Source organism: Limisphaera sp. VF-2 (assembly GCF_049537125.1).
GTDB lineage: Bacteria > Verrucomicrobiota > Verrucomicrobiia > Limisphaerales > Limisphaeraceae > Limisphaera.
In genome coordinates, this window is record NZ_JBMVQY010000001.1 from 1,339,677 (window position 1) to 1,357,128 (window position 17,452).

Consider the following 17,452-nt stretch of genomic DNA (forward strand, 5'->3'; position numbering starts at 1 on the left):
AGGCGGCCCGTGCATAGCTTGCCGCCCATGCGAATTCTGGTCACAGGAGGCGCAGGGTACATCGGCTCGGTCTGCACCGAACTGCTTTGCGATCGCGGCCACGAAGTGACCGTGTACGACAGCCTGGCCCGGGGCCACCGTTCTGCCGTCGATCCCCGCGCCGGCTTCATTCACGGGCAGCCCTTCGAACCGGGGCACATCGCGGCCGCCTTCCAGCGGGTGCAGCCCGAGGCTGTGCTCCATTTTGCGGGCGACATTTTGGTGGGCGAGTCCATGCAGCACCCCGGCAGGTATTTTCGCAACAATGTCGCTTGCAGCCTGGAGTTCTTGGAAGCCGCCCGGGCCTGCGGCGTGCGCAAGTTCATCTTCAGCTCCACGGCCGCCACCTACGGCTTGCCGGAGCAGGTCCCCATCACCGAGGAAACGCCGCAAAGGCCGGTGAATCCCTACGGCGAGGCCAAGCTCATGTTCGAGCGCATCCTTCTCTGGTACCACCGAATCCACGGCCTGGAGTTCGTCGCCTTTCGCTACTTCAACGCCGCCGGGGCCACCGAGCAACACGGGGAGGATCACCGGCCCGAAACCCATCTCATCCCCAACGTGCTGAAGGTGGCCCTTGGCCAGCAACCTCATGTCGAAATCTACGGCACCGATTATCCCACCCCCGACGGGACCTGCATTCGCGATTACATCCACGTCGTGGACCTGGTGGAGGCCCATCTCCTGGCCCTGCAGCCCGGCATTTGCGGCTTTTACAACCTGGGCAACGGCGACGGTTATTCGGTCCGCGAAGTCATCGCCACCTGCGAACGGGTCACGGGGCGCCGCATTCCCGCCCTTGCGCGGCCGCGGCGCCCGGGCGATCCGCCCCGGCTGGTCGCCTCCGCTCAGAAGGCCATGCGCGAACTCGGTTGGAAGCCGCGCTTCCCCAAACTGGAAGACATCGTGGCCACCGCCTGGGCCTGGCACCAGAAACATCCCGAAGGTTATCCGGATTGAACCTGCCGGGCCCGGGGCGTTCGGTGGGTCAAGCCCGTTGTCCGGCGGGCTCGAGTGGCGTCGGCTCCACCCTGCCGGACGCCGGCGCGGCCCGTGGACCCACCGCGCGCAGCCCTTGCTTCAGATCCTCCATCAGCACGTACAGACACGGCACCAGGACCAGGCAGATGGCCGTGGCAAAGAGGATCCCGTATCCCAGCGACAACGCCATGGGAATCATGAACCGCGCCTGACGCGACGTTTCGAAGATCATGGGAGCCAGCCCGCCGAACGTCGTCAACGTGGTCAACAACACGGGACGGAACCGGCGCAGGGTGGCTTGAAAGATGGCCTCCAGCGCCGATTCCCCCAGCTGTTGGCGGCGCTCGTTGGCATAGGCGATCAAGACCAGCGAACCATTCACAACCACACCGGACAGGGCCACCATGCCCATCAGGCTCATGACGCTCAAACTGTAACCCATCAACAAATGCCCCAGCACGGCGCCCACGATCCCAAACGGGATGCTGGCCATGACCACCAGGGGCTGGCCATAACTGCGGAACGGCACGGCCAGCAGGAAGTAAATCGCCATCAGTGCCAGCGCAAAACCGCCGTACAGGCTTTCCAGACTCTCCGCCATGTCCTGCTGCCGGCCCGCATACTGACAACTCAGCCCCGGGTAATCGCGCATCAGCTGGGGCAGAATCATGGTGTCGAGCGCCTGCTTCACCTGCGAGGTTTGGCTGATGGGCTCCACATCCGCCGTGACCGTGACAGTGCGGCGACCGTCCCGCCGCGTAATGGTGGTATAGGCCCGGCCGCGTCGGGCCTCCGCGATTTCACGGAGCGGCACATCCCGTCCGGCCGGCGTGCGAATCAACAAGTTCTCCAGAGTGAACTCGCTGCGACGTTCCTCTTCGGGCAACCGCACCAGCACCTTGACCTCGTTGCGACCCCGCTGCTGGCGCAGAGCCTCCGCCCCGTAGAAGGCGTGCCGGATCTGGCGGGCCACCTCCTGGGACGTCAATCCCAACTGTCGCCCCTCGGGTTTCAACACGAAATCATACTGCGGCTTGCCGGGGGTGTAGCCGTCGTCCACATCGCGCACATTCGGGAATTCCTCCAGACGCGCCGCCAGGGCCGCGCTGGCCCGGTCCAGCACCTCGATGTTGCGGTGACTCAGCTCGATCGTCAGCGCCGCGCCACCGCCCGGCCCGCCCCGGTCGGCGTAAAACTGCAACGCCTGCACGCCCACGATCGAGCCCACCCGCTCCCGCCAGAGCCGCGTGAATTCCGAGGTGGAAATGGGCCGATGATCGGGGTCGGTCAGGAACACCCGAATTTCGACCACGTTTTGGTTGATCAAGCCCAGAAACCCGGTGACCAACCGCTCGCCGCCATGTTCGGACGCCACCGCACGGGCCGCCTGCAGCAGTCGATCCCGGACCTCCGCCACCCGGCTCAGGGGCGTTCCGTAGGGCATCGTGGCCGCCGCATACGCAAAATCGGCTTCCACCCGCGGCATCAGGATCATTCCCATCCGGCCACTCAACACATAGGCAACCACCAGAATCCACAACGCCAGCGCCGCGCTCACCGTCAGAACCCGCCGCCGCAGGCAGGCGGCCAGGAACGGACCGAACCCCTCGTGCACCCACCGGCCAAACGCGCGCCCGAACGCCTGCTGGCGCTCGTGCAACCATGCGGTCAGCCCGGTGCGCGGCTGACTCCGCGTGTGGGCCAGATGCGACGGCAGCACCAGCAGGGATTCGAGCCACGAAATGACAAATGTGGTGATCACCACCAGGGGAATGACCTTCCAGATCTTCCCAAAGGTCCCCGGGATGAAATACAGCGGCAGGAATGCGACAATGTTGGTCAAAATGCTGAAGGCGATCGGCACGGCCACCTGTCGGGCACCCTGAATCGCCGCCGTCACAAAATCCAGTCCCTGCTGCCGCAGCTCGTAGATGTTCTCCCCCGCCACAATCGCGTCGTCCACCACAATCCCCAGCGCCATGATAAACGCGAACATCGAGATCATGTTGAACGTCACCCCCAGGCCGGGCAGGAACAACAGAGCTCCCAGGAACGACACCGGCACGCCCATCATCACCCAGAAGGCCAGCTTGAACTCCAAAAACAGCCCCAGGCACAGCAGCACCAGGCACAACCCCAGGAACCCGTTTTTCAACAGCAGGTGCAGCCGCTGCCGGTAGATCTCCGATTGATCGCTGCGAATGCTGCACTCGATGCCCGGCGGCAGTTGAGACCGCACCTCGGCCAGCACCTCCCGCACCGCGTCGGACACGCCAATGGGAGTCTCCCGTCCCACCCGATAGACCGCCAGGCTCACCGCCGGCTGCCCGTTGAACGTGGCTTCCACGTCCACGTCTTGAAACCCCTCCTTCACCGTCGCCAGGTCGCCCAGACGCACCACCGTACCGTTGCTCGTCGTGATCACCGGAATCGTGGCAAACTCGTGCGCCCAGTCCCGACGCTCCTTGAACCGCACCAGCACCTCCCCCGCCGGCGTTTTCAGTCCACCGCCCGGCACTTCCACCGAGGTGGCCGCGATCCGTGCGGCGATCTGGCCCAGCGTCAACCCGTAGGCCCGCAGCGTTTCCTGCGGCACCTCCACGTGCACCTCGTAATTCCGCGCCCCCAGCAGGTCCACCTGCGTGATGCGCGGGTCCTGCAACAATCGATCCCGCACCTCCTCGGCCACGTTCCGCAGCGTCCATTCACTGGCCTGACCGTGAATCGCCAGCACGACGACTTCGCGCCGGCGCATCAAGAGCTCCACCTCCGGCTCCTCCGCATCGCGCGGAAACGTCACGATGCGGTCGATGGCCTGTTTGATGTCCGTGTAGGCCTTTTGACTGTTGGCGCCGCTGCGCAGCTCGATCTCCACCACCGCCCGGCCTTCGGCCGCCGTGGCGCGCACCTCCTTGACCCCCTCCAGCGCACGAACCGATTCTTCCACCGCCAGGATGATGCCCTGCTCCACCTCCTCCGGGCTGGCCCCGGGATAGAGCACGCGCACCTGCACCACGTCTTCCTCGAACTCGGGGAACACCTCCTGCTTGATGCGCAGGCTCATCAACAGCCCGCCCAGCAGGAAAAACAGCATCAGCAAATTGGGCGTGACCCGGTTGTGGACCATCCAGGCCACCGGACCCCGGGCGGGGCTCTCGCACGTGGAAGCGACAGGGGTCATGGCCGGTGCTCGCGCGAATCGGCCCGGACCACCGAGGCGGTTGCCTGCCCCCGTGCGTCGGACTGCGGTGCATTCGCCAGCCGCAACGGCAGGCCCGGCACGGCCGCCGGCAGCTCACTGATCACGATCCGTTCCCCGGGACGCAACCCGCCGGTCACCAGCAGAACCTCCGGCGCACGAAACGCCACCTGCACGGGCCGAATCTCCAGCTCGTTGCGCTCGTTCATGATCCAAACCTGGTCCCCGTCCCGGAACCAGCGCCGGTCCAGCGCCGCCGCCTCCACCGTCCGCCCCTCCAACTCCAGCCGCACCGCATCCCCCAGCAACAACGGCGGCAATGCCGTGTGCTGCGCTTGCAGAGCCAGCGGATCCATTACCGAAACCAGCACGCGCGCCAGCCGACCGTCCTTCTCCAGGTCCGGTAACAACCGCAGGACCGTCCCGACCCGCGCGGCTCCGTCACGAGAACCGGCCGCACGCCAGATCCGGGCCACCGATCCGGTGGGACTGTTGCGGCCCGGAATCCACAACCACTCCAACTGGTCCACCGGCACCGTCGCTTCCACCCAGTACTCCTCCGCGCCGGCCAGCGTCGCCAGGGGTGTCGCCGGCGTCACCTGACTGCCCACGTTGACCATCCGCGCCCGCACCGTACAGGCAAAGGGCGCCCGGACCGACGTCCGTTCGAGGTTCAGCCGGGCCTGCTCCAGCGCCGCCTCCGCTGCCTGCACCCGCGCCCGCGCCTGCTCCAACTGCGGCCGCCGCAGGACCAGGTCCCGATCCGCCTCGGGAATCTCGCGGCCCAACAGCTCGTACTCCTGCCGCGCCACAGCCTGTTGCCCCTGCTCGAGGGCCAACGCACTGCGCGCCTGCACCAGCTCGCTCTCCCGCTGCGCCACCGCCAGCCGGAAATCGCTCGGGTCGATCTGCACCAGGACCTCGCCGGCGGCGAACCGGCTCCCCGGCAGGAACTGGTCGTGGATCGCCACCACCTCTCCCGCGACCCGTGGATACAACGTCACCTCGCGCGCCGGCAGCACCAAGCCCAGGGCCGGGATGCGCACCTGCTGCGGCCCGAACCGCACCTCGACGACTTCCACCAACCGCGCCACCGGCGCCGGCGGCTGTCGCGGCGCCTGGGGCGCCGTGCGGATCAACCACACCGCTCCGCCGATCCCCAGCCCCATCACCAGCAGCGGCAGCGCCAGGCGCCAGGCCCGACGCCCGGGGCCCAACCGGCGGGAGGTCTCCTCCACGGACAATGGCGACTTGTGAGGTGGACTCATGACGCAGGCACTTCCCCGCGGGACCGGTCGGACGGTCTGCCCGATTCCGTCGCGTCCCAATCCCCCGGCCCGTCCGACCGGGCCAAATCCCAGCCCCCGGCCAGCGCCCGGCACAGGCGCACCCGCGCCCACACCAGGTCCCGGCGTGTCTGCAGCTCCGCCCGTTGCAGACTTTGCTGCGTCAACAAGGCGTCGAGCACGCGCAGATAATCCACCGCTCCCTTGCTGTAACTGTCCCGCAGTCGTTCCACGGTTCGGTCAGCCAGTTCCAACTGACGCTGCAGACTCTCCAAGAGCCGCTGGTATTGTTGCTCCTGCACCAGCGCCGTTTCAACCTCCGCCACCGCTTCCAACACCGCCTGCCGATAAGCGTGAAATCGCTCCGCCACCACCGCCCGCCGATAGGCGACTTCGGCCCGACGGGCCCCGCCCTCGAACACCGGTGCCACCAGGTTCGCTGCCAGGGTGGCCAGCCAGCGATCGAACAGGTCCCGACTGCTCGCCCCCGAGGTCGTGCCCTCGGCGGAGAGTGCCAGGCGCGGGAACTGGTCGGCCACAGCCGCGGCCAGGCGCGCGTCGGCCGCCAACAACTGTTCGTACGCCTGGCGAAGATCCGGGCGGCGCTGCAACAGCTCCGCCGGCACTCCCGTCTCCGGCAGGGGCGGCAACACCGGCAGCTCCGCGGGCGCCTGCGGCAGGTCCGTCCCCGGCACCCGCCCCACCAGCACGGCCAATTGATGCTCCAGGACCTGCACCTGTGCACGGGCCACTCCCAAACTGCCCTGGACGCTCTCCCACACCTGCCGCTGCCGCAACACGTCCGGCGCGCCCACCTGACCCCGGCGAAATCGGGCCTCCACCAGCGTCAGCATGCTGGCCTGCAGTTCCGCCTGGCGCTCCAACAGCGCCACCTGCGCCCGTTGTTCGGCCAGCTCGAACCAGGTCAGCGCAATCTGGGCCGACAAGGTCAGCGCCGCCACTTGGAGCTGTTCACGCGTGGCCCGAGCCTCGCGCCACGCCGCCTCGCGACCCGACCGCACCCGACCCCAGACGTCCAGTTCGTACCGGGTCGCCAGCCCCAGCCACAGGCTGGCACTCGGGCGGGTGTCCCACGCGCCGCCCGGCCCGGTCGGGGCTCGTTCCCACCGCCGCGCGCCCCCGGCCTCGGCCTCCACGGTCGGCCACAAACCGGCACCCGCCTTTCTGGCCAACGCCTCGGCCTGCTCCAGCCGCGCCCACACCGCCTGCAACCCGGGCTGTGCGCGAAGGGCCTCCTCGATGAGCGCCGACAGCACGGGGTCTCTCAGGCTTTCCCACCAGCGGTCCGGCAACGCCGCCGTGCCCGATCGACTGAACCGCTCCGGCACGGGCACCGCGGGCGGACCCGATCGCGTCGGGACCTTCGCACACGCCATCAGCCCGCCGACCAACACCGGCAGCAGACAGGCTCGCGTCAGGTCCAGCCACCGCGGGCGCAGGCCTCCGCCGGCAGCCCGGCCTGCTTCCCTGTCAAGCACACCTGCCCACCCGCCCCACCTGCATGGATGGAAGGAGAGGCGCAAGTCGATCCCTCCTTGCTTGTCGTTCCTGCGGATCCAACGGTCGCGTTGCGCCACGATCGGTCCGCCACAAAGTCTGCCCGGTCACCATGCAAACCGGCCGCGGGCTCCCGGGCGGCCGGGTCTCCGAGCACCCGGCGCCGCGCCTATTTCAACACCGGCCGCAAAACCAGGTTCCGATACTCCACGCTCGTGTGATCGCCCTGCAAATAGATCGGGCCCGGCCGCAATTCATCCGACCATAGCGCACCCCCCGTGCAGCCCAGCAGGGGTTGATTGTCGATGATCTTGCGACCATTGAGAATCACCGTCACGTGCCGGTCCACGAGGGTAATATCGTACTGCTGCCACTCGCCGGCCGGTTTGCTCGCGTTCTCCGTGGGGGCAATCCGACTGTAAATGGCCCCCATTCCGTGAGCACTGGGCGGTTTGCCGTACGAATCGGCCACCTGCACCTCGTAAATCCCTCGCAGATAAATGCCGCTGTTCCCGTTGGGCGGCAGGCGCAATTCCAACTGCAAGTTGAAATCCTCGAACTCCCGCTCCGTGCGCAGATTCGCGTAGCTGATGTGCTGGCCGGGCGGCTGCGGCGCATCATTGATCAGAACGCCGTCGGCCGCGCGCCATCCGTTCCTGCCTCCAAACGGCCGCCAGCCCGTCAAGTCCCGCCCGTTGAACAACACCACGGGTTCGCCGAACCGGACCCGGCTCAAATCCGGCCGCGGCGGCAGCGGTGGAATGCGTTTGCCGGTGAAGCGCCGGGGTTCCGTCCAGCCGTCGCGGGTCTGGCGCCGCGTCGTCAGCTCCAGTCGATCCCCCACCCAGCGGGCCTCGATCACCTCGCGCTCCTGCACCGTCGTTTCCCGCCCGTCCGGGCCGCGTTCCTTTCGCTCGTGGACGCGCGTGACCACCAGCTTGTCCCCTTCCACGGCCACCGAAGCCACGGGAACCACACTGCCGGCGCCCCACATGATCTGGCCCACCCACCGACCATTCGTGCGCGAGATCCCCAACCAACCCGCGCCCCCGTCAGGCAAGGTGAGCGCAAACCGGCCCTCATAATCCTCGGCCGCCCCTTGGACAAAAAGGATCCCCATCCCCAACAAGGCTGCTGTGAGCAGAGAACCAACTGGTTGCAAACACGTTCGCATGCCCCCAATGAAGGACACCCCACCCGCCGGCACAAGCGCAAACCGGGGCCGCCCGCCGGCTCCGGCCCCCGCGCAGATTTGCCCGGAAACGCGACCCGAGCCTTCAACCCTCCGCCAACCACGGCGCCAGCCAGCGGGCCATTTCCTCCACCGACATCCCCTTGCGCGCCGCGTAATCTTCCAACTGATCCCGACCAATCCGGCCCACGGCAAAATACCGGGACTGGGGGTGGGCGAAGTACAGCCCGCTCACACTGCTGCCCGGCCACATCGCATAGGACTCCGTCAGCCGGATTCCCGCGCGCCGTTCCACCTCCAACAGGCGCCAGATCGTCGCTTTCTCGGTGTGATCCGGGCAGGCGGGGTAACCCGCCGCGGGTCGAATGCCGCGATATCGTTCCTCGATCAGGTCCTCCAGGCTGAGGCGTTCGTCCCGACCATAACCCCACTGGCGACGCACCCTGGCGTGAAGCCACTCGGCGAACGCCTCGGCCAGCCGATCCGCCAGCGCCTCGGCCATGATCGCATGGTAATCATCGTGCGCCGCTTTGAACTCCGCGACCAGCTCTGCCAGGCCGTGCCCCGCCGTCACCGCAAACGCGCCCACGTAGTCCGGGCCCGCCCCCGGCCCGTCCTCCCGTCCCGCCACGAAATCCGCCAGACACCAGTGGGGCGATCCGTCCTCCTTGACCATTTGCTGGCGCAGAAAATGCAGGCGGGCCAACACCTCGCCGGCGCCGGCATCGCGATACAATGCCACATCGTCCCCGACGCGGTGCGCGGCGAAAAACCCGTACACGCCGCGGGGCTGCAACCGCTGTTCCTCCACCAGCCGCTGCAACAAACGCTGCGCATCCGCAAACAACTGCCGCGCCTCCGCGCCGTGCCGTGGATGATCCAGGATGGCCGGATACCGCCCGCGCAACTCCCAGGCATGGAAGAACGGCGACCAGTCGATGTACGGCACCAGATCGGCCAGCGACACCGTGGCATGTCGCACGCCCGGCTCTGCCAGCGCGGCCGGATCCTCGCCGGGAGGATGTAACACGCAGATCCCGAGAAACTCGGGCACCGGCCGATCCTCGTAGCTCAGCCGCGGCGCCCGCGCCCGCGCCTCGGCCAGGGACACCAACGGCTGCTGCCGCGCCCCGTGCGAGCGTCGGACCTTCTCGTACTCCTCGTGAATCTGACGAATGAAGGCCTCCCGTTGCTCGGGGTTCAGCAACTGGCTCACGACCGGGACCGCCCGGCTGGCATCCAGCACATGAATGACCGGATGCCGATAGGCCGGCGCAATCTTCACCGCCGTGTGCGCCTTGCTGGTGGTCGCCCCGCCGATCAGCAGCGGCTGATGAAAGCCCTGTCGGTCCATCTCCCGCGCCACATGCACCATTTCCTCCAGCGACGGCGTGATCAGGCCGCTCAAGCCCACAATGTCCGCCTGTTTCTCCCGGGCCGTCTCCAGAATGCGTTCGCAAGGCACCATCACGCCCAGATCGATCACCTCGTAATTGTTGCAGGCCAGCACGACCCCCACGATGTTCTTGCCGATGTCGTGCACGTCGCCCTTCACGGTGGCCAACACGATGCGTCCCTGCGGTTGCACCGCCTGCCCGGCCGCCTGGCGGGCGGCCTTCTCCTTCTCCAACCACGGCGTCAAACAGGCCACCGCCTTCTTCATCACCCGGGCCGACTTGACGACCTGGGGCAGGAACATCTTGCCGGCGCCGAACAGGTCCCCCACCACGTTCATCCCTTCCATCAGGGGCCCTTCGATGACCGCCAGCGGCTGGCCGAGCTTCTGCCGCGCCTCCTCCGCGTCCGCCTCGATGTACGTGTCGATCCCGTGAATCAATGCGTGTTTCAGGCGTTCTTCCACCGGCCACTGCCGCCAGGCCAGGTCCGCCGCGGCCCCCCGTCCCGCACCGCCTCCGGCCGCCCCCGAGGCCTTCAACTGCTCGCCGTACTCCACCAGCCGTTCCGTGGCATCCGGACGCCGGTTCAGGATCACATCCTCCACGCGCTCGCGCAGCTCCGTCGGAATCTCCTCGTAGACCGCCAGCAGACCCGCGTTGACGATCCCCATGTCCAGGCCGGCCCGGATGGCGTGGTAGAGAAACACGCTGTGCATCGCCTCGCGCACCACGTTGTTGCCGCGGAAACTGAAGGACACATTGCTGATGCCGCCGCTCACGCGGGCCAGGGGCAGATGCTGCTTGATCCAGCGGGTCGCCCGGATGAAATCCAGCGCGTAGTTGGCGTGTTCCTCGATGCCCGTACCCACGGTCAGCACGTTGGGATCGAAAATGATGTCCTCCGGCGGAAAACCGGCCTGTTGCGTGAGCAACTCGTAGCTGCGGCGGCAGACCTCGATGCGGCGCTCGAACGTGTCGGCCTGCCCCCGCTCGTCGAAGGCCATGACCACCAGGGCAGCCCCGTACCGGCGCACCCGCCGCGCCAGCTCCACGAACCGCGCCTCGCCCTCCTTCAGCGACAGCGAGTTTACAATGCCCTTGCCCGGCAGACACTGCAGCCCCGCCTCCAGCACCGCCCAGTTCGAGGAGTCCACCATGATCGGCACCCGCGCCACATCCGGCTCGCTCATCAGCAGCCGCAGAAACCGCCGCATCGCGGCCACGCCGTCCAGCAGCGCCTCGTCCATGCACACGTCCAGCGCCTGGGCACCGGACTCCACCTGCTGACGCGCGATCGCCACCGCCCCCGCGTAATCCCCCTCCCGAATCAGACGCGCAAACTTCGGAGAACCCGCCACGTTGGTCCGCTCCCCGATGTTCACAAAGTTCGTCTGGGGCGTGAACACCAGCGGTTCCAGGCCGCTCAACCGCAACGTGCGCGGCACCTCCGGCACCACCCGCGGCGCACAATCCCGCACGGCCCGCGCCAGCTGCCGAATGTGCTCCGGCGTCGTGCCGCAACAGCCACCCGCCATGTTCAACCACCCCGCCTCCGCCCATTCCCGCAGCTGCGCCGCCAGACTTTCCGGCGTCTCCGGAAAGCCCGTGGGCGACAGCGGATCCGGCAGCCCGGCGTTCGGGTAGAAACAGGTGAACGTGGGCGCGAGCCGCGACAGTTCCTCCGCAAACGGGCGCATCTCCCGCGGTCCCAACGCACAGTTCAACCCCACGGTCAGCGGTTGCGCATGCGCCACCGAAATCCAAAACGCCTCCAGGGTCTGCCCGATGAGCGTGCGACCCGACCGATCCGTGATCGTCCCCGAGATCATCACCGGGAGCCGCCGGCCCAGCGCCTCGAACAGTTCCTCCAGCGCAAAAATGGCGGCCTTCGCGTTCAACGTGTCGAAGATCGTCTCGATCAACAGCACGTCCACGCCCCCGGCCACCAGCGCCTCGGCCTGCTCCCGGTAGGCCCGCCGCAACTGATCGAAGTTCACCGCGCGGAACCCCGCGTCGTTCACGTCCGGCGACAGACTGGCCGTCACCGGCATCGGGCCCATCGCCCCCGCCACGAACCGCGGCTGCCCGGTCCGCTCCGCCACTTCGTCCGCCGCCTGTCGCGCCAGTCGGGCCGCCGCCAGATTCAGGTCCGCCACCAACGCCCGCAGCCGTGCATCCGTCACCACCCGCTCGAAATAGGCCTCATCCTTGCGCCCTGCCTCCGGGTCGGGCCCGAAGAACTCATGTTGACCGATGGTGGTGGCCGAGAACGTGTTGGTCTCGATGACATCCGCACCGGCTTCGAGGTATTGACGGTGCAGGGACCGGATGAGGTCCGGCTGCGTCAGGACCAACAGGTCGTGATTGCCCCGGAGGGGTTTGCCGGCATGGTCGCGGAAGCGCTCCCCGCGCACCTCGGCCTCGGAAAGGCGCTGCTGCTGGATCAGCGTTCCCATGGCGCCGTCCAGGACGACGATGCGCTGGCGCAGAAGCGCTGTCAGGGCCGCGGCGGCCGGGCTCAGTCCTGCTTCCATGGCACCGAACATAGACACACCCGGCCGCGGAGACAAGCGCACTCATCAATTCATCAAGATGGAACGATGCAAAGTGTCGCTCCCCCGTTACCGGTACAACACCGTCTCGAGGTCGTGCCGCAGCTGGCTCATCCAGACGTACCGACGGTTCGGGTCCGGCTGCAAACACCGCAACAGAATCCGCTCCAGGCCCGGCGGAATGTCCGGATTCAACTCCCGGGGCGGCCGCAATCGACCCGGACTCTGTTGTTCCCGCAGGATCTCGTCCGGCGTGCTGCCGCGGAACGGTTTCTGGTTCGTCAGCAACTCGTAGGCCGTCACGCCGTAGGCAAAGATGTCCACCCGCTGATCCAGCGGCTGCCGCGCCAGTTGTTCCGGTGCCATGTAGGCCGGCGTGCCCGGATTGCGGTCCAGACGCCGCGGGGCCGGCGGGATCGGCTGCGCGATGTCAAAATCCACCAGTCGAATGCTCGCCCCGGCCGTCACCAGCACGTTCTCCGGTTTGAAGTCCAGGTGCATGTAGCCCCGTTCGTGCATGTGCTCCAGGGCCGCCGCCATGTCCAGCAACAGCTGGGCCACGTTCTCCGTCAACACCGGGTCGTGCCGCGCGAATCGCTCCTTGAGATTGTCCCCTTCCACGTACTCCATCACCAGGTAATGCCGGCCCTCCCAGCGACCGTGCTCGTAGTACCGGACGATGAAGGGATGGGGTTGGAGTTGCGCCAGCACCTCGCATCCGTGCCGGAAACGGCGGCGGGCCGCCCGCTGACGCTCCAGGTCCGCATGCATCACACGCAACGCGTAATGATGATGCGCCTCGTCGCGAGCCAGCCAGATCTCCGCCATTCCGCCGCTCTTGACCCGTTCCTGCAGAACAAAACGCCCGAACCGGGCCATCGGCGACAGGGGACGCACCTTCCTGGGCCACCAAAAAAACACGCATCCTTCTCTATCATGGAATCGCGCGTTGCGCCAATCTTCCCTGGGGCCGCCGGGGCGCACCCCGGGCAACGAACATCGCTCCATAGCGGACGAACGGCTGCGCCTTCGGCGCGTTGCACGTCCGCCCCAACGGAGCGGAATGCTTCAGCCCAGGGCAACGCCCTGGGTAGGCGGATCCCGCAGTATGCCGCGCCCTGAAGGGGCAGAACTCGCTGGGCTCATATGCCCGCCCCTCGCGGTTGGAATTACCGAATTGCGCCCTTTCAGGGCGCGACGGATTTTGGGGGACCGAGGTCCGGGGGCGTCGTCACGAGCTGGTGCAGGGGGATGCGCCTTCGGTGCGTGGATGAGCCCGTGCGGTCCGTGGATCCGCACAGGACGGATTTCGATTTTTGAGCCCGGGATTCGAGAATTCCGGTGAAATGCGGTTTTCCCCTGGTTTTCCCGCGCCGGGGACGCCCGAGATTCCGTCCCGCTCTGGCGCGTGTCCAGAACCTGCAATGCGTCCCCGACCGCAGGGCGTGCCCTTTGCAAGGCGCCGGTCTTGTTGCACTCTGGTGTGCTGCCCGGGGTTGGCCGCGGGTTGGCACAAACGGGCGGCTCATGTACCCGGGAGCGGGACATGAACGAATCGCTCGAGATCCTGTACGAGGACGAGGATCTGCTGGTGGTGAACAAGCCACCGGGTCTGGTCTGTCACCCGACCAAGCCGGACGGGCGCTCCAGTCTCATTGCCTGTCTGCGCGCCCATTTGGGACCCGGCGCCACCCCGAGCATGGTGAATCGCCTCGACCGTGAAACCAGCGGTCTTGTGCTGGTGGCCAAAACCCGGGCCGCCGCCTCCGAGCTGGGCCGGCTGACCGAGCAGCGGGCGGTGGAGAAGGCGTATCTGGGCATCGTCCACGGTCATCCCGCACAGGACCAGGGCCGGATCGAAGCCCCCTTGGGGCGCGATCCTGATGCCCTGGTCGCCATCCAGGACACGGTGCGTCCGGACGGTGCGCCTGCCATTACAGAGTTCCATGTGTTGTGCCGGTTCGTTCGTCCGGTGCCCGACCGACCTGATCCCCGTTGGTGGAAAGATTCCGAGCCCGCCCAGGAAGTCGGCGGGGCGAACCCCGCAGCACCGGACGGCCCGCCACAGCCGTTCAGCCTGTTGCGCCTCCGGCCTCGCACCGGCCGCAAACACCAGCTCCGCATCCATCTGGCTCACCTGGGCCACCCGATCGTGGGCGACAAACTCTACGGGGGCGATCCGTCCCTCTACCTCGATTTCGTCCTGGGCCGACTGACCGCCATCCAGCAGGCACGGTTGATCCTGCCGCACCACGCGTTGCACGCGGCCGAGCTGTCCTTTTGCTGGCGCGGTCGGAGGTGGCACTTCACCGCCCCCGCTCCGACCACTTTCCGGCAATTCCTGGCCGACGCAGGCGTGGCCTTGTAGGGCCGGGACCGCGCGGGCCGCGGTCCGCAAGCCCGGCGCGCATTCACAGCAAACTCACCGGATCCACGTCCACCGTCAGATGCACGTCCTCGGGCAGCGTGGTCTCCTTGAGCCACGCGCCAAGTTCGCGACTCAACGCCGGCATGCGGCGGGTACGCAACATCAAATGGTAGCGATAGTAAGTCTGAGCCCGCTCCAGGGGCGCGGGTGCCGGTCCGGTCATTTTCAGCTCTGAGAACCCCTCCAAACGCCGGGACAAGTCCCGACGCACGTGCTCCGCCACGAACCTGACCTTGTCCTCGTTGCGTCCGCGCAGGGTCACCAGGGCCACGCGCGTCAGGGGCGGGTACTCCAACTGGGCGCGAAACTCCATTTCCTGCTCGTAAAACCCTTCGAAATCGTGGCGGCGCGCGTATTGAATGGCCGGATGATACGGCGTGAAGGACTGGATGATCACCTCGCCTTCCACCTCCCCCCGGCCGGCGCGTCCGGCCACTTGCGTCAACAGTTGGAACGTTCGTTCGGCCGCGCGAAAGTCCGGCTGATGCAGGGCCAGGTCCGCGTGCACAATGCCCACCAGGGTGACATTGGGGAAGTGCAGTCCCTTGGCGATCATCTGGGTGCCCACGAGGATGTCGATCCGACCGGCGCGGAATTCGGCCAGGATCCGGCGGTAATCTTCTTTGCGCTTCAGCGTGTCGGAGTCCATCCGCTGGACACGGGCGCGGGGGAACTGCCGCTGCAGCGCCTCCTCCACGCGCTGCGTGCCCAGGCCCGCGTAGCGGATGGCCGGGTCCCGGCAGGTTTCGTTGGGGCAGGCGGACGGCGCCGGACGGCGCTCGCCGCAGATGTGACAGAGCAGGTGCTGTCCGGCCCGGTGATAGGTCAGGGCCACGCTGCAATTGGGGCACTGGGCGACGTAACCGCAACGGGGACACTGCAGCGCGGTGGCGTACCCGCGCCGGTTGAGGAAGAGGATGACCTGCTCGCGTTTCTCCAGCCGCTGCAGGATCGCCTCCCGCAACTGCGGCGAAAACACGGGCACACCCCGTTCCGCCCGGGCCGCCTGCCGCATGTCCACCACCCGCACCCGCGGCATTTTCTGCTGATCCACCCGCTCCGGGAGCACCAACAACCGGTACTTGCCCCGGCGGGCGTTCCAGTAACTCTCCAGCGAGGGCGTCGCCGAACCCAGAACCACCACCGCCCCCTCCATCTGCCCCCGCAGCACGGCCACGTCGCGTGCATGATACCGCGGCGCCTCTTCCTGCTTGTACGTCGGCTCGTGTTCCTCGTCGACGATGATCAGGCCCAGGTTTTGCACCGGCGCGAATACCGCGGATCGTGCCCCGATCACAATGCGGGCACGGCCCTGCCGAATCTTGTGCCATTCGTCGTGACGTTCGCCGGCGGACAGGTGACTGTGGAGCACCGCCACCAGGGTGCGATGCGGTCCCGAGCTGAAACGGGCCTTGAACCGCTCCACCGTCTGGGGCGTCAGCGCGATCTCCGGCACCAGCACGATGGCCCCGCGTCCCCGTTCCAGCGCCGCGGCCATGGCCTGCAAATACACCTCGGTCTTTCCGCTGCCCGTCACCCCGTGCAACAGGAACGTCCTGGAGAGTGCGGCGCCTTCCTTCCCCGCCCCGGCGGCCGACGGCTCCCGGGCTTCGCTCTCTTCGGACGGCTTGAGCTGCAGCCCACACAAGCGGTCGAGAGCCTCCCGAATTGCCGCCAGGGCACGCCGCTGCGCTTCGTTCAACGGCAGAGGCTCCGTGGGCAGAATCTGTTCCCGTCCGTAGGGATCGCGTTCTTCGACCTGCGGAACAATCTCCACCAGCCCCTTGTCTTCCAGACGTCGCACGGTGCTGAGCGATGCCCCCGTCAGCTCCAGCAGCTCCGTCAGCGGCAGGCAACGCCGCTCTTCGACCACGTGCCAGACCTCCCGCTGTCGCTTCGGCAGTTTGGGCAACGGCCCCTGCGCCGGAACCATCCGCACTTGCAGGCGCTGTCGCCAGCCGGCCTCCGGTCGGCGAACCGCCTCTGGCAAGACGCTGCGCAACGCCAACTCCGGGGGGCAGCAATAGTACTCGGCCATCCAGCGTGCCAGCCGCAGCAGGACCGGTGTGACCAGGGCCTGCCCTCCCACCACGCGCAGAATCGGTTTCAGATGTACCTGCCCGGAAGCCTCGGCCAGGTCGGTCACGATACCCAACACCTTGCGCCGGCCCAGCGGCACCTCCACCCGCGAGCCCACAGCGACCTGGCCGGCCCATTCGTCGGGCACGGCGTAATCGAACTCCCGACCCAGGGCCAGCTCCAATGTCACCCGAGCAATCATTCCCCCCGAGTCTAATCCATTGCCCCCGAGGAGGGCAGGCCCGTGTGCATTCTCGTGCGCGGCGTCTGTCGTTCCCCCGGCGTACCCCCGCGGGCCGACCTCGCATCTGCGAAACATTCCCCCGAGTTGGCATTCCCCCGAGTTGGGCGGCTCCCAGTGTCGCGGCCGTCCGGGGTCGGACCCTCTGCGCAGGCTCGGGAGGTCGCACTCGCAGGTTCTCCGGTCCCGCGGAGAACACGCGACGGGAATGATGCACCCCGCCCCCGGGCTGTGCCCCCGCTCGAGGCGCAGGGTTCCAATCTGCCCGACCGCGGCCTTCCCGCCCGCAGGAGGCCGCGACGCTCGGGACGTGTCCGACACGCCGGCGAATCTTCGAGGTTCAGCTCACCCGGCGGAGTTTACAGGATCTCCTGTTCGCAGCTCTGGCGAACTTCCGGAGCGCCCGCAGGCCGGACCTTTGCCATGCGGCAGCCCGGGCAACCTGGGCTGAGCATCGGGCGGCGTTCTCGGCGCCCTCGGAAGAGCAGCCCCGGGCCACGTTTGCGGAAAGCCCACAAAACACACAGGGCACATAGAAGA

9 protein-coding genes are annotated in these 17,452 nt (G+C 67.4%); 2 read left to right on the forward strand and 7 right to left on the reverse strand.

From position 1 onward, the window contains the following. The first annotated feature begins 27 nt into the window (after positions 1-27). Positions 28-999 (forward strand): UDP-glucose 4-epimerase GalE, encoded by a 972-nt coding sequence (gene galE / locus ACPDIT_RS04835; protein ID WP_423442041.1) that lies wholly within the window; start codon positions 28-30, stop codon positions 997-999. A 28-nt stretch (positions 1,000-1,027) separates the two neighbouring features. Here galE and ACPDIT_RS04840 read toward each other — a convergent pair whose 3' ends face one another. From ACPDIT_RS04840 to ACPDIT_RS04865, 6 genes are all read right to left on the reverse strand, one after another. Beyond that, complete coding sequence (locus ACPDIT_RS04840; protein WP_423442042.1) at positions 1,028-4,201, reverse strand: efflux RND transporter permease subunit; 3,174 nt, start codon at positions 4,199-4,201, stop codon at positions 1,028-1,030. Next, a complete protein-coding gene (locus ACPDIT_RS04845) occupies positions 4,198-5,487 on the reverse strand; it encodes an efflux RND transporter periplasmic adaptor subunit (RefSeq protein WP_423442043.1) in 1,290 nt (429 codons plus the stop codon). Before ACPDIT_RS04845 ends, ACPDIT_RS04840 begins: the two co-directional genes overlap by 4 nt. Continuing rightward, entirely contained in the window at positions 5,484-7,004 is a 1,521-nt protein-coding gene (locus tag ACPDIT_RS04850; RefSeq protein ID WP_423442044.1) for an efflux transporter outer membrane subunit, read from the reverse strand. The genes ACPDIT_RS04845 and ACPDIT_RS04850 overlap by 4 nt, the downstream gene beginning before the upstream one ends. A 188-nt stretch (positions 7,005-7,192) precedes the next feature. Beyond that, the gene (locus ACPDIT_RS04855) at positions 7,193-8,197 is read right to left on the reverse strand and encodes a 3-keto-disaccharide hydrolase (protein ID WP_423442045.1); all 1,005 of its coding nucleotides are present in this window, start codon (positions 8,195-8,197) and stop codon (positions 7,193-7,195) included. Between the two features lie 103 nt (positions 8,198-8,300). Next, positions 8,301-12,146, reverse strand: a complete 3,846-nt coding sequence (gene metH, locus ACPDIT_RS04860) for a methionine synthase (RefSeq protein WP_423442046.1) — start codon at positions 12,144-12,146, stop codon at positions 8,301-8,303. Between the two features lie 87 nt (positions 12,147-12,233). Beyond that, positions 12,234-13,085: a serine/threonine-protein kinase gene (locus ACPDIT_RS04865; RefSeq protein ID WP_423442047.1), complete on the reverse strand. Its 852-nt coding sequence runs from the start codon at positions 13,083-13,085 to the stop codon at positions 12,234-12,236. 625 nt (positions 13,086-13,710) lie between these two features. Between ACPDIT_RS04865 and ACPDIT_RS04870 the strand changes: the two genes are divergently transcribed. After that, positions 13,711-14,532 carry an RluA family pseudouridine synthase gene (locus tag ACPDIT_RS04870; RefSeq protein WP_423442048.1) on the forward strand — a complete coding sequence of 274 codons (822 nt, stop codon included), beginning with the start codon at positions 13,711-13,713 and terminating at the stop codon, positions 14,530-14,532. 43 nt (positions 14,533-14,575) lie between these two features. Here ACPDIT_RS04870 and priA read toward each other — a convergent pair whose 3' ends face one another. Next, complete coding sequence (gene priA / locus ACPDIT_RS04875; protein WP_423442049.1) at positions 14,576-16,873, reverse strand: replication restart helicase PriA; 2,298 nt, start codon at positions 16,871-16,873, stop codon at positions 14,576-14,578. Between the last annotated feature and the right edge of the window lie 579 nt (positions 16,874-17,452).